This window comes from Catenibacillus scindens (assembly GCF_014202115.1).
In the GTDB taxonomy this organism is placed as follows: Bacteria; Bacillota; Clostridia; order Lachnospirales; family Lachnospiraceae; genus Catenibacillus; species Catenibacillus scindens.
Genome location: NZ_JACHFW010000016.1, coordinates 1 through 14,109, shown reverse-complemented (window position 1 = coordinate 14,109; position 14,109 = coordinate 1). Strand labels below are relative to the sequence as shown.

Annotated in this window: 14 protein-coding genes and 1 rRNA gene; all 15 read left to right on the top strand. The window is 47.3% G+C overall.

Going from position 1 to position 14,109, the window contains the following annotated elements:
• Positions 1-91 precede the first annotated feature (91 nt).
• A complete protein-coding gene (locus HNP82_RS15070) occupies positions 92-487 on the top strand; it encodes a GntR family transcriptional regulator (protein ID WP_183776161.1) in 396 nt (131 codons plus the stop codon).
• Positions 488-503: 16 nt separating this feature from the next.
• Positions 504-1,136 carry a UvrB/UvrC motif-containing protein gene (locus HNP82_RS15065; RefSeq protein WP_183776067.1) on the top strand — a complete coding sequence of 211 codons (633 nt, stop codon included), beginning with the start codon at positions 504-506 and terminating at the stop codon, positions 1,134-1,136.
• Positions 1,120-2,160, top strand: coding sequence for a hypothetical protein (locus tag HNP82_RS15060; protein WP_183776065.1), 1,041 nt, complete (start codon positions 1,120-1,122; stop codon positions 2,158-2,160). The genes HNP82_RS15065 and HNP82_RS15060 overlap by 17 nt, the downstream gene beginning before the upstream one ends.
• Positions 2,161-2,172: 12 nt before the next feature.
• Positions 2,173-4,620, top strand: a complete 2,448-nt coding sequence (locus HNP82_RS15055) for an ATP-dependent Clp protease ATP-binding subunit (RefSeq protein ID WP_183776063.1) — start codon at positions 2,173-2,175, stop codon at positions 4,618-4,620.
• Positions 4,621-4,872: 252 nt separating this feature from the next.
• A complete protein-coding gene (locus HNP82_RS15050; protein WP_183776061.1) occupies positions 4,873-5,277 on the top strand; it encodes an endosialidase in 405 nt (134 codons plus the stop codon).
• 307 nt (positions 5,278-5,584) lie between these two features.
• Complete coding sequence (gene radA / locus HNP82_RS15045; RefSeq protein WP_183776059.1) at positions 5,585-6,955, top strand: DNA repair protein RadA; 1,371 nt, start codon at positions 5,585-5,587, stop codon at positions 6,953-6,955.
• Between the two features lie 300 nt (positions 6,956-7,255).
• A complete protein-coding gene (gene ureA / locus HNP82_RS18135) occupies positions 7,256-7,558 on the top strand; it encodes an urease subunit gamma (protein ID WP_243164796.1) in 303 nt (100 codons plus the stop codon).
• A 15-nt stretch (positions 7,559-7,573) separates the two neighbouring features.
• Complete coding sequence (locus HNP82_RS18130) at positions 7,574-7,939, top strand: urease subunit beta (RefSeq protein WP_243164795.1); 366 nt, start codon at positions 7,574-7,576, stop codon at positions 7,937-7,939.
• A gap of 14 nt (positions 7,940-7,953) precedes the next feature.
• Positions 7,954-9,675 (top strand): urease subunit beta, encoded by a 1,722-nt coding sequence (ureB, locus tag HNP82_RS15035; protein ID WP_183776057.1) that lies wholly within the window; start codon positions 7,954-7,956, stop codon positions 9,673-9,675.
• 42 nt (positions 9,676-9,717) lie between these two features.
• Complete coding sequence (locus HNP82_RS15030) at positions 9,718-10,224, top strand: AmiS/UreI family transporter (RefSeq protein ID WP_183776055.1); 507 nt, start codon at positions 9,718-9,720, stop codon at positions 10,222-10,224.
• A 62-nt stretch (positions 10,225-10,286) separates the two neighbouring features.
• Positions 10,287-10,766 (top strand): urease accessory protein UreE, encoded by a 480-nt coding sequence (locus HNP82_RS15025; protein ID WP_183776053.1) that lies wholly within the window; start codon positions 10,287-10,289, stop codon positions 10,764-10,766.
• Between the two features lie 12 nt (positions 10,767-10,778).
• On the top strand, positions 10,779-11,480 hold the full coding sequence (locus HNP82_RS15020) for an urease accessory protein UreF (protein WP_183776051.1): 702 nt from the start codon (positions 10,779-10,781) through the stop codon (positions 11,478-11,480).
• Between the two features lie 81 nt (positions 11,481-11,561).
• The gene (ureG, locus tag HNP82_RS15015) at positions 11,562-12,170 is read left to right on the top strand and encodes an urease accessory protein UreG (protein ID WP_183776049.1); all 609 of its coding nucleotides are present in this window, start codon (positions 11,562-11,564) and stop codon (positions 12,168-12,170) included.
• Between the two features lie 5 nt (positions 12,171-12,175).
• A complete protein-coding gene (locus HNP82_RS15010) occupies positions 12,176-12,967 on the top strand; it encodes an urease accessory protein UreD (RefSeq protein WP_183776047.1) in 792 nt (263 codons plus the stop codon).
• A 948-nt stretch (positions 12,968-13,915) separates the two neighbouring features.
• Positions 13,916-14,109, top strand: a 16S ribosomal RNA gene (locus HNP82_RS15005); the annotation flags it as partial.

The window sequence follows — 14,109 nt, the reverse complement described above, 5'->3', positions numbered from 1 at the left end:
ATGGCTGAACTGTTGCTTAAAACTTAGGGTTGACAAAATGAGTTATCTGTTATATCATGACTATAACAACAAGGAGGATCAGGTGAGGCATATGGTTCTTAAAATTGATTTTAACAGTGACGAGGCAATTTACATACAATTGAGAAATCAAATCATTATCGGGATTGCCACGTCCCAGATTGAGGATGGCGAGTCACTGCCTTCAGTGCGCCAGTTGGCGGACCACATCGGCATTAATATGCATACCGTAAATAAGGCATATTCTGTATTAAAGCAGGACGGTTTTGTGAAGCTGGACCGGAGAAAGGGAGCTTACGTCGCGGTGGACTATGATAAATGCCTTGCCCAGCAGGAGCTGTTTGATACTTTACAGGTCATACTGGCAGAGGCCATCTGTAAAAATATAAACAGGTCAGAGGTTCACCAGATTGTCGATAAGATTTTTGATTACTATGAAAAAAAGGATCAGGCCCAAATGGATAAGTAAAGGAGGATGATCTGTCATGTTATGTAGTATCTGTCATAAGAATGAAGCTGTGATCTGTTACACAGAGATTATAAATGGTATAAAAAAAGAACAATATCTGTGCCCGGAATGTGCGGCCAAGTATACGGCTTTTGACGGGGACGGATCCGGACTGACTCCGGGCAACCTCCTGGCCAGTCTTTTGACCAGCGTGTTGGGGCAGACCGGTATTGCCAAGGAGGACGACGCTAAAAAGACAAACCTTGTGTGCCACAAGTGCGGCATGACTTACAATGAGTTTTTAAAATATGGCAAGTTCGGATGTCCGGAATGCGTCCACACTTTCGGCTTTTTGCTGGACGATTATCTTAAAAAGATCCAGGGGAGCTGCGAACATTGCGGCAAGAAATATGAAGGCAAGGAGACTGTGGCCATCCCGGATATTTCTTTTGTCACGGAACTGTCCGGAAAAGAGGAAAAGGGGGAACACGCGCCGCTGCCATTGCCGGCTGCCCGGATCCAGGAAGGGGATTCCCATGAGATTGTGGAGTTGAAAGGAAGATTGGCCAAGGCCATAAAAGATGAAGAATATGAGGAGGCTGCCCGTCTTAGAGATGAGATCCGCCGACTTCATTCAGAGGAGGTGTGTAAGGATGAAAAAATGGTATGAGACAGACCGGTCCGACAATCACATCCTTGTGGCCTCAAGAGTGCGGTTGGCAAGAAATCTTGTAAAGTATCCCTTTTCTATAAAAATAGATGATACACAGGCTGAAAATCTTGTAAAGGAAGTCCGGGGCAAGTTTTTTGGACAGCAGACTCTGGGAAATGATTATTATGGATATTTTGACATGAACCATATGGATCTTCAGGCAAAAAATTCCCTGGCGGAGCGGTGTACGATCACCCCTCTGCTGAGAGATAAAAAGCAGCCGGCAGGGCTAATTACCTCTCAGGATGAATCAGAGTGTGTGATGATCAACGAGGAAGATCATCTCAGGATACAGACTGTGTCCAGAGGTATTTCTCTGGAAGAGGTATATAAAAGAGCGGACAGCCTGGACGATGTACTCAGCGAACGGCTGGAGTACGCTTACAACCATAAATATGGATATATCACATCTTGTCCCACAAGTCTGGGTACCGGGCTGCGGGCCGGATATATTATGCATTTACCTTTTTTGGAACGGGAAAAACTTATTAAGCCTTTGTCCGATGAGTTAAACCGTCTGGGCTTTATGCTCCGAAATATGTACGGGGATGCCACTGGAGCCCTGGGAAGTATTTATATGCTGTCCAATCAGCATACACTGGGAATTTCCGAGGAAGATATTCTGTCGTCCCTGAATAATATGATGGTACAGGTGACAGACCACGAGCGGGGCTCCAGAGAGCGGCAGCTTAAAAAGAACCGTTCTGAAATTGAGGATATTGTATACCGCAGTTACGGCATATTAAAATATGGCAAAATGTTTGGCGCTGGTGAGGCCCTGAATCATCTGTCCAATATCCGTTTTGGCTTTGATGAGGGCATTTTAAAGCCGGAAGATTCTGCCGGAGATATTTATTCAGTCATGCTGGGGGTACTTCCTGCCACACTTATGCATTCCGAGGGAAAAAATCTCGGAAGCAGGGAGCGCCATGCCTGCCGGGCACGGTATATCCACAGCCATTTGCCCAGTATCCAACAGTAAGGAGGCTAGTTTATGCAATACAGGTTTACACAGATGGCGGCCAATGCCATGCAGTACGCGGCAGATGTTGCCTCAGAACTTTCCCACAATTATATAGGGACGGAACATCTGCTTATCGGCCTTCTCCGTGAGGAGGACGGCCTCGCCAGCCAGGTACTGGCGGAAAACGATATTACCGAAGATAAAGTTATGCGCCTTGTGGAGCAGCTTATCACCAGCGGTAATGTGGAAGTGGCCGACGTTATTGACTATACGCCCCGAAGCCGCAGAATCCTTGAGCTTGCCGGGCGGGAGGCCCTGCGCTTTAACGCCCAGGCCATCGGCACAGAGCATTTGCTCATTGCCATGCTCAGAGAAAACGATTGTGTGGCCGTACGTCTTCTGACGACTCTGGGGGTAAATATACAGAAATTGTACGCAGATATTTTAAGCGCCATGGGCTATGATACATCCTCGGCAAAAACTGAGTTTGGCGCAAAAAGCGGCAGACATAAAGGCAAGAGCAAGACGCAGACATTGGATCAGTACAGCCGGGATCTCACTGCCCTGGCGAGGGAAGGCCGGCTTGATCCGGTGGTGGGCCGCAATGACGAGATTACCCGCGTGGTTCAGATCCTTAGCCGGAGAACAAAAAATAATCCATGTCTCATCGGCGAACCGGGCGTGGGTAAGACAGCCATCGCCGAAGGATTGGCCAGACGCATCGTGGAAGGCAATATTCCCGATACGATTCGGGATAAACGTCTTGTCACCCTGGATCTTTCAGGGATCGTGGCCGGATCTAAGTACAGGGGCGAGTTTGAGGAGAGGATCAAGAAGATCATCAGTGAAGTCCGGGAGGACGGAAACGTGTTGCTGTTTATTGACGAGATCCATACGATTATCGGTGCCGGCGGCGCGGAGGGAGCCATTGACGCCTCTAATATATTAAAGCCTTCATTGGCCCGGGGCGAGATACAGATCATCGGCGCCACAACTATTGAGGAGTATCGCAAATATATTGAGAAGGACGCAGCTCTTGAGCGGCGGTTCCAGCCGGTGGTTGTTGATGAACCGTCAGAACCAGAGACGGTGGAAATTTTAAAAGGTCTGCGTCCTGCCTATGAGGAGCATCACCATGTGCGCATAACTGACGAGGCTTTGAGTGCGGCGGTAAAAATGTCCGCCAGATACATTAACGACCGTTTCCTTCCGGATAAGGCCATTGACCTGATTGATGAAGCTGCTTCAAAAGTTCGGCTGTCCTCCTACACTGCCACCCCGGAGATCAAAGAGGTGGAGAAAAAGATTGATCAGTTGGAGGAAGATAAAGAGACTGCTATCCGGGAAGAGGCTTATGAGAGGGCCGGAGCTATTAAAAAAGAGCAAAATGAACTGCGACAGCAGCTCATCACCCTGAATCATCAGTGGGAGAGTGCCAAAAAAGATATGGAGCTTGTTGTGGGAGAGAATGAAATTGCCGATATCGTCTCTGTCTGGACCAAGATTCCAGTTAAACAACTGACTGAAGGGGAGTCGGAACGGCTTAAAAACCTTGAAAAGCTTCTCCATCAGCGGGTTATCGGGCAGGACGAGGCTGTGGCGGCTGTGGCTAAGGCAATCCGCCGGGGCCGTATCGGATTAAAAGATCCAAAACGTCCTATAGGTTCATTTTTATTCCTTGGTCCTACAGGTGTCGGAAAGACAGAGCTGTCTAAGGCCCTGGCCGAGGCTATGTTTGGCAAGGAGGACGCGCTGATCCGTGTAGATATGTCCGAATATATGGAAAAGCACAGTGTTTCTAAATTAATCGGTTCACCTCCGGGATATGTGGGCTACGAGGAAGGCGGACAACTCAGTGAGAAAATCCGCCGAAATCCCTACTCTGTCCTCCTTTTTGACGAGGTGGAAAAGGCTCATCCCGATATATTTAATATTCTGCTCCAGGTGCTGGATGACGGACATATTACCGATGCCCAGGGCCGCAAGATTGATTTTAAAAATACAGTGATCATTATGACCTCCAACGCCGGGGCATCCAACATTATCTCTCCAAAAAAGCTTGGCTTTATGGCGGCGGACAATGCCCAGGAAGATTATCGGCGGATGAAGGACGGCGTTATGGACGAAGTGAAACAGATTTTTAAGCCGGAATTTTTAAACCGTATTGATGATATTATTGTATTCCATCCGCTGAGCAAAGAAGATATCCGTCAGATCGTCAATATTATGATTAATGAAATTTCTTCACGGACAAAAGAGCAGCTTGGAATTACTTTGGAGCCCAGTCGGGCGGTTCTGGATCATCTGGCGGAAAATGGCTTTGATCCTAATTTCGGCGCAAGACCTTTGCGCAGGGCTATCCAAAATGAAGTGGAGGACGCTCTGGCAGAGTCTATCCTCGACCACAAAGTGCAGTCCGGGGATACGGTTCACCTGGCAATGAAAAAGGGAAAAATTGATTTTTACCGGGGCGAATGACTGGAAATGTCATAAAAAATAAGTTATAATAAATGATAACTATTAAACCAGACATATGGTGCCAAGCCAAATCGAGGATTCAGCCGCGTAAGGGACGGTAATGTAGTGTTAGCTGCGGGAATCTAAAGAGGCAAGGCTGATAGTTACATTACAATAAGGAAAACAGACCTAAGAAAATGTTGTGACCGTTCAGACCATCTATCTTTAATGGTTGAACGGTTACAAAAAATTTACGATCAGGAGGATATGAAGATGACAGTAATCGAGGGGCTCATCCGTACCGAGGGTGACGGCAGTTTAAGTTTTGGCAACTATGAATTGGACGCAAAGTCTAAGGTATCGGATTTTGAACATTTCGGTGACAGTTATAAAGTAAAGACCTATAAGGAGATCACAAAGCTGGAGCGCAATGATCTGTTTGTATATGAATCTGTTCCCGGCACAGTTGTCCTTAACTTTTCTCAGAAAGGCGACGAAGTCGACTTTACTGTGGAAGGTTTTGAGGATACCCAGATTGCTCTGGGACTTGAGGCGGAGAAGGAATACCGTGTCTATGTTGACGGCGTGGATGTGGGAAGCGCCAGGACAAATCTTGGCGGAAAGCTTGTCTTTAGTGTGGAGCTGGGGGATGAACCGAAACAGATCCATGTGGTGTAAAGATATCCGGAGAAATTATTATAAAGTAACGGTTCAGGCCGACCAAGAAGATGCGCTGTCCTGAACAGTTACAATATAAAAAGCCAGGGGCTGCTGCGAGGATGCGGCAGCCCTTTTTATGGCAAATGTCATAATTGTTTGTTATGACATTTGCCGCGTCGATTTTTGATGCGTGAAACTCAGATATTTCCTTACCAAAATCGTGCCATTTTGCGCGGTGTGGAAGCGGTTTCTTGTCAGGATTTAGCCTGACAAGAAGATACGTTGTCTTGAATAGTTACAATATCACAGAAAAAGGGGAATGAATATGGCAAAATCTAAAATTGTGTTTTTCTGCCAGGAGTGCGGTTTCGAGAGCGCTAAGTGGATGGGCCAATGTCCGGCATGTAAAGCGTGGAACACTTTTGTGGAAGAACCCACAGTTCCAAAGAACAGCCGGGGCGCAAAAGCTTCGCCCAAAGAGATCGCCTCAGCTGTCCCCACCAGGCTTTCCCAGGTGAGCCTGCAAAGTCAGCCAAGGACGCTGACCGGTATCGGTGAGCTGGACCGGGTTTTAGGCGGTGGCATTGTCAAAGGCTCCCTCGTTCTCGTCGGAGGCGATCCGGGAATCGGAAAATCAACACTGCTGCTTCAGATGTGCCGGTTACTGGCCCAAAAGTCTGTACCTCTTTTGTATATTTCCGGGGAGGAATCTTTGCAGCAGATCAAGATGCGGGCTCAGCGCCTTGGAAACTTTGAAAAGGATATGATGATGCTGTGTGAGACGGATCTGGATATTGTGGAAGGTGTGGTGCGCAAATACAAACCGGAGATCGTTATCATTGATTCCATACAGACCATGTACCGGCAGGAAATCGCTTCCGCTCCTGGAAGCGTAAGCCAGGTCCGGGAAAGCACAGGGGTTTTAATGCAGCTTGCCAAAGGTCTTGATATTACTATTTTTATTGTGGGACATGTGACGAAAGAAGGGGTAGTGGCCGGCCCCCGTGTCCTGGAACACATGGTGGACACGGTCCTTTATTTTGAGGGGGACCGCCACGCGTCCTACCGCCTTTTGCGGGCTGTGAAAAACCGTTTCGGCTCCACTAACGAGATCGGTGTGTTTGAAATGGGTGGGGGCGGTCTGACCCAGGTCACAAACCCGTCAGAATATATGCTCAACGGCCGGCCCCAGGAAGCATCGGGCTCTGTAGTGTCCTGCGCAATGGAAGGTACCCGTCCTATACTCATTGAGGTACAGGCTTTGGTGTGCCGGACCAATTTTAATATGCCCAGACGGACCGCTGCAGGTACGGATTATAACCGGGTCAATCTTTTAATGGCTGTCCTTGAAAAACGCCTTGGACTGCCTCTGGATAACTGCGACTGTTACGTCAATATTGCGGGAGGTATGCGGCTCAATGAGCCTGCTATTGACCTGGCCATTGTCTGCGCCATTATTTCCAGCTATAAAAATTTCGCGGTTAGCCCCAAAACTATCATGTTTGGCGAAGTGGGCCTTACCGGGGAGGTACGGGCGGTAAATATGGTGGAGCAGCGGGTGGCGGAGGCAAAAAAGCTGGGATTTTCCATGTGTTTAGTACCCCAGGTCAACCTTAAAAACGTTTCGGGCATTTCCGGGATCACTGTCATCGGTATCAGCTCTGTTCAGGATGTTTTAAAATATATCAAAGGATAACTTGACAAATAAAGCCGGATGTGCTAAATTATCCATCATGAAAGACAGACAAAGACGTCTACAAAGCGTTTTTTGTCTGTCTTTTTTTGTGCATAAATGGTAACTATTCAGCCATACCTTTTAAGATTCCTGCAGCTAACGCTGCTTTACCGCCGCTTGCGCGGCTGAATCTTCGATTTGGCTTGGCGCCATATGTCTGGTTTAACAAAAAATCCTCTGCAAGTAAACTTGCACTGTATTTTTATTAAACCAGCCGCATGGCTGAACAGTTACTATAAATTTTAAACAGGAGGTCTTACCATGCGACTAACACCAAAAGAACAGGAAAAGCTTCTGCTCCATATGGCCGGAATGCTGGCGAAAGAGCGGAAAGAGCGGGGATTGAAACTGAATTATGTGGAGGCTGTGGCCTATATCAGCTCAGAACTTATGGAGATGGCCAGAGACGGCCGGGAGGTCACTGAGCTTATGTATCTGGGAACAAAAATTTTGACAAAAGATGACGTTATGGACGGCGTAGCGGATATGGTTGCCGAAGTCCAGGTTGAAGCTACATTTCCAGATGGCACAAAAATGGTTACTGTCCACAATCCTATTGTTTAGAAAGGAGTCCTCATTATGAAAATCGGAGAAATCATGCCGGCAGACAGAGAGATCGTTCTCAATGAAAATAAACCTACTGTTGTGCTGACTGTGGCAAACAAAGGAGATCGTCCTGTACAGGTAGGCAGCCATTATCACTTTTTTGAAGTCAACCGCTGTCTGAAATTTGACCGTGAAAAAGCTTACGGCTTTCACCTGGATATTCCTTCCGGAACTTCCGTCCGGTTTGAGCCCGGCGAGGAAAAGGAAGTTCAGTTGACAGGATTTGGCGGGACAAAGCGGATTTTTGGCCTGAATGACCTGACACGGGCTCAGGTGTCTGAGATGACAAAAGGGGCAGCTATGGAAAACGCAAGACAGAAAGGTTTCCTTTCAGAATAATGGAGGAATGAATCATGAGTATAAAAATATCCGGAGAAAAATACGCAATGATGTACGGCCCCACAACAGGGGGCAAAGTACGTCTGGCAGATACAAGCCTTGTTATTGAAGTTGAGAAAGATTACACTGTTTACGGTGATGAGTGTAAATTTGGAGGCGGAAAGACATTGAGAGACGGCATGGGCCAGTCGGTGACCACAACAAGCGCTGACGGTGACCTTGATCTGGTGATCACCAATGCCCTGATCGTCGATTATACAGGAATTTACAAAGCGGATGTAGGTATTAAGGACGGAAAGATCGCGGGGATCGGCAAGGCTGGAAATCCGGCGGTTATGGATGGCGTAACGCCGGGAATGACTGTAGGCGCCTCCACAGAGGCCCTTGCCGCTGAAGGTCTGATCCTCACAGCAGGCGGACTGGACACCCACATCCATTTTATATCGCCCCAGCAGGTGGACTGCGCCCTGTACAGCGGCGTGACCACAATGATCGGCGGCGGCACAGGCCCGGCGGACGGCACCAACGCCACCACATGTACTCCGGGGCCATGGAACATGGAAATGATGTTAAAAGCTGTGGAAGAGTATCCTATGAATATCGGCCTTCTGGGAAAAGGCAACTGTTCCGATGAGAAAGCTCTTGTGGAACAGATCAAAGCCGGAGCTATGGGCTTAAAACTTCATGAGGACTGGGGAAGCACCCCGGCAGCTATTGATCACTGTCTTAATGTGGCCGACGATTATGATGTGCAGGTGGCTATCCACACCGATACATTAAATGAGGGCGGCTGTGTGGAAGATACTCTGGCGGCTATTGCCGGGCGCACCATCCACACATATCACACCGAGGGCGCCGGCGGCGGACATGCCCCGGATATTATTAAGGCGGCCTCAGCTCCAAATGTCCTTCCATCATCAACAAACCCCACCATGCCTTACACGGTGAATACCATTGACGAGCATCTGGATATGCTTATGGTATGCCACCATTTGGACAAACGCATCCCTGAAGATGTGGCTTTTGCCGATTCCCGTATCCGCCCGGAAACTATCGCGGCGGAAGATGTTCTCCACGACATGGGCGTGTTCAGCATGATGAGTTCTGACTCCCAGGCCATGGGCCGGGTGGGCGAGGTGATCACCCGCACATGGCAGACCGCCAGCAAGATGAAAGATGAGAGAGGCCCCCTTCCGGAAGATGAGGGCCACGGAAATGATAACTTCCGTGTAAAACGCTATATTTCCAAATATACCATTAATCCGGCCATCACCCACGGCGTTGCCGGATATGTAGGTTCTGTGGAAAAAGGAAAAATTGCCGATCTTGTTTTATGGAATCCGGCATTTTTCGGAGCAAAACCGGATATGATCATTAAAGGCGGCATGATCATCGCGTCAAAAATGGGCGACGCCAACGCTTCTATCCCCACCTGTGAGCCTGTGATGTACCGCCCGATGTTTGCCGCTCACGGCAAGGCAAAATATGCGGCCTGCCTGACCTTCGTATCTAAAGCGGCTATGGAAGAAAATGTAAAGGAAAAATATCATCTTGAAAAGACCGTTGTTTCTGTATCCGGATGCCGCAGCATCGGCAAAAAAGATATGAAATTTAATGATAAAACGCCAGAGATCTCTGTTAATCCTGAAACTTACGAGGTGCGCGTGGACGGGGAGACCATCACATCCCAGCCGGCAAAGAAGCTTCCTCTGACTCAGATGTATCAGTTGTTCTGATAAAAAATGCGTGTTCTAAATCTATAATCAGGAGGAATCTATATGTTAGGCGTATGTTTGCTGTTTGTGGGTATTGTACTGATCAATAACGGTATGTGTACCCTCTATAAACTGGACGGAAAGGCGACGGCGGTCATGAATCTTTTGACTGGCGGGCTTTCCATATTTATTAACGCGGTAAATCTTGTCATGGGCAACTATTATGCCGCGGGCACCGGCCTTTTGTTTGGCTTTACATATATCTTTGTAGCTTTTATGAAGCTGTGGAAATTAAGTCCCATTCCCTTTGCCTGGTTTTCCACTTTTGTGGCGGTCAACGCCATTGTTTTCGGAACGATCGAAGGGATTACCGGAAGCACGGCCCTTGGAATCATACCGGACTGGCGCTGGGCAGCCATCTGGTATTTGTGGGCGATCCTCTGGGGAACTTCTTTTGTGGAAGATATCTGCCACAAAAAACTTGGAAAATTTGTGCCTGTTTTGCAGGTTATTGAGGGTATCATCACCGCATGGATTCCCGGTCTGTTAATGATCATCGGCATGTGGTAAAAAAAGAGAAAGCGGCGGCATCGAAAAGATGCCGCTGCCTGTGTAAAGGAGTAAAGAAATCAATGCTTTGTGAAAAAATTCTTGGACGTCTGTCAGACTTTTCCACAGAGGGAAAGTCCATTGAATATGTTGAAATCGAATGGCATGAGGCTTTTAAAAAAATCCATAAAAAAGTCACTGACCAGGGGACAGAGGTAGGCATACGCCTGGACGATTCTGTTTTGACCAGAGGATTATATGAAGGGGACGTGCTGTACGCTGACAATGAAAAAATTGTAGCGGTCCATACGCCGCCCTGCGATGTGATATACATTGCCGTCCGTCCGGATCATCTTTTTATGACAGCTAAAGTTTGTTATGAGATCGGCAACCGGCACGCCCCTCTTTTTTACGGCGAGGAGGAAAATACATTTATTACCCCATATAATGAGCCGATGATAGCGATGCTGTCCAAAATGCATGGGATATGTGTGGAGCGCAAAACAATGACCTTGGATTTTGACCGGAGAATTTCCGCAGCCATCCACAATCATCATCACTGACAGGAGGCTGCCATGGGAGGAGACGATTTAAAGAGACATTTTCTTTTGCTCCAGATTAACGACGCTTTATTTCCTATAGGCGGCTACGCCCATTCTTACGGTCTGGAAACCTATATCCAGAAAGGGATCGTCCATGATCTGGCAACGGCCCGGAAATATATATGCCGCCGCCTTGAATTAAGCTTTGCGTGGACAGATCTTCTGGCGGTCCGCCTAAGTTTTGAGGCCGCGGTTAAAGGGGATTATGACCGGCTGGACTGGCTGGAAAATGTCATGGACGCCTCAAGAGTACCCCAGGAAGTGCGGGAAGGCTCTAAAAAGCTGGGAAGCCGTTTTATAAAGACAGTCAGCTATATGGATCTTGATCTGCCCGGTTCCTGTTTTGACGTCTATGTCCGCCGCCGGCATAAAAAGCCTACATGTCATCCCTGTGCATATGGAGTTTTGTGCGCCGCGGCCAAAATGAATCTGATGGATGTGCTGTCCGCTTTTTTGTACGGACAGACGTCTGCCGTGGTAACCAACTGCGTAAAAACCATACCCCTGAGCCAGTCTGACGGACAGCGGCTTTTAGCGTCCCTGTATCCCATTTTTGAGGATGTGATCAAAAAGACAATGGAGGCCGGCGATGACATGTTATGTCTGTCCGCTCCCGGCTTTGATCTTCGCAGTATTGAGCATGAATATCTCTATTCCCGGCTGTATATGTCCTGATATGGATTTTCGGAATTTTCCAGATAAGGCGGGAATCTGAATATAGAAGAAATATAAAAGCAGCAGAAAGAAGGAAAAAATATGTCTTATGTAAAAATTGGCGTAGCCGGACCGGTAGGTTCAGGAAAAACGGCTTTAATTGAAGCGCTGACCCGCCAGATGGCCAAAGAGTACAGCATTGGTGTCATTACCAATGATATTTATACAAAAGAGGACGCGGAATTTCTGGCAAAAAACAGCGTGCTTCCCATTGAGCGGATCATCGGCGTTGAAACCGGCGGCTGCCCTCACACGGCCATCCGTGAGGACGCGTCTATGAATCTGGAAGCGGTGGACGAGATGATGGAGCGTTTCCCGGATATTGAACTGTTATTTATTGAGAGCGGCGGCGACAATCTCTCAGCAACCTTCTCCCCGGAACTGGTGGACGCGACGATTTTTGTCATTGATGTGTCTGAAGGGGATAAGATTCCGAGAAAAGGCGGGCCAGGGATCACCCGGTCGGATCTGATGATTATTAACAAGATCGACTTGGCGCCTTATGTTGGAGCCAGCCTGGAAGTGATGGAGCGGGATTCTAAAAAAATGCGCGGGGACCGTCCGTTTATCTTTACTAACATCCGCAGCGGCGAGAATGTGGACCAGGTTATTGACTGGATCAGGAAAAACGTACTTCTGGAGGGCATGTAATACTTATGAGCGCAAATCAGTTTGGGAAACTGTCTAAAATCCTTCTGCGGGCAAAAGCGGAAGATGGAAAAACATTTTTAGAAGATGTATATTTTACCGCGCCTTTTAAAATTATGCGGCCTTTTCCAAGGGAAAACGGAGGAATTCGTGTCATGCAGATGGCCGCCTCAGCCGGAATTATGGAGGGAGACTGCCAGGAGCTGGAGTTTGATATTGGCACAGGCGCTGATCTGGAATTTGTCTCCCAGTCTTATGACAAGATCCATGAAATGAAAGAGGGATGTGCCAGAAGAACAACGAAAATCAGGGTACATTCCGGGGCCGCCTTCTGCTTTCACCCTCAGCCGACGATCCCTTTTAAAGATTCCGCGTTTGAGAGCCGTATGGAAATCCATCTGGATGACGAGACGTCTGTGTTTTCCATGAGCGAGATCCTTTCCTGCGGCCGTTATGCCAGGGAGGAGCGTTTTGCTTACCGGCATTACTATAACCTGGTGGAAATACACCGGGGAGAAGCTCTTATATATAGAGATAACACCCGCTATATTCCCTCGATGTTTGACATGGAGGGGTTAGGGATGTATGAGAATTTTACACATCTGTCCAATATATTTATTTCCAGGCCCAAAGACCCGGAAGCGTATAAAAGGAAAATCCAGGAAATACTTGACAGAAAAGCCGATGTGGAAGGCTCAGTGACCATGCTCTTTGGCGGCGATCTGGCGGTGCGTATTTTTGGCCGCAGAGCCCAGGATCTGGAACGGGTAAATAAGGAGATTTTTGGAACAGAACATTAAATGTCGCTGCTGCCGTCAGATAACCTCATAGATAAAAAAATCAAAGAATTGCCTCATGAGGAATATTTCCCCGCTATAGGCTCTCAATGGCAAACCAGTAACGGCTATTATAAAACACATAAAAATTTGGGGTTTCGGCCATTGAAATATCCCCCTTTTGGGAGAGGACAGATTGGGAGAGGGAAAGACAACTATCTTTCTCATACAAAAGGTAAAAGAGTAAGTTTATATGAGTGTTTAATGAGGCAGAAGAGAAAGTGACAAATATCACAGGAAACTGTAATGATGATAAAAAAGGAAGTCCTGTGTTTACAAAAGATAAACACGCTGATCCACGGCTTATGCCGCTCCTTTGCTCACAATCGGGCGCTCAGCTCATCAGAGTTGGCACATCCAGATTCTTATGCAAACATAAACCTGTCCGCCCAACTCTGATGGCTGAACTGTTACTAAAAATGTTGAAAAAATTGAAAAAACTGTTGACAGGAGTAGAATGAAGTGGTAATATATAGAAGCTGTCTGCGAGAGCAGAACAGAGAAAAGGATCTTCTGAAAAAGAAGATGAAAAAAATAGAAAAAAGTGCTTGACAAACATTGGAAAGTATGATAATCTATTGAAGCTGCTTGAGAGAGCAGTTGTGAAAAACCAACAGAACATTGATAATTAAACAATAAAACAATCCCGAAAATTCACAAAGATTTCGATGAGCGTTTTAAACGATCGTCGAAATGCCCGAAACTCTGAACAAAAGATTGTGAAGAGCGCCGGGGAGCGAATTTCAAAGAACAAAAACCAAAGTAAAGAACGGGAATAATGACAGCGAGTTGTTGTTCTGGTTCAGGATTAACGGGGAAACATCTTTTAACTAAACTCGCTGCAAAGCAGCTCGCTAAGGGAAAAGATGTTGGTTCGACTAAACTCGAAAAGACCTCGTTAAGTCGAAACTCAAACATGAGAGTTTGATCCTGGCTCAGGATGAACGCTGGCGGCGTGCTTAACACATGCAAGTCGAACGAAGCAGTTTTGAAGAAGCCTTCGGGTGGAATTGAGATTGACTGAGTGGCGGACGGGTGAGTAACGCGTGGGTAATCTGCCTCATACAGGGGGATAACAGTTAGAAATGACTGCTAATACCGCATAA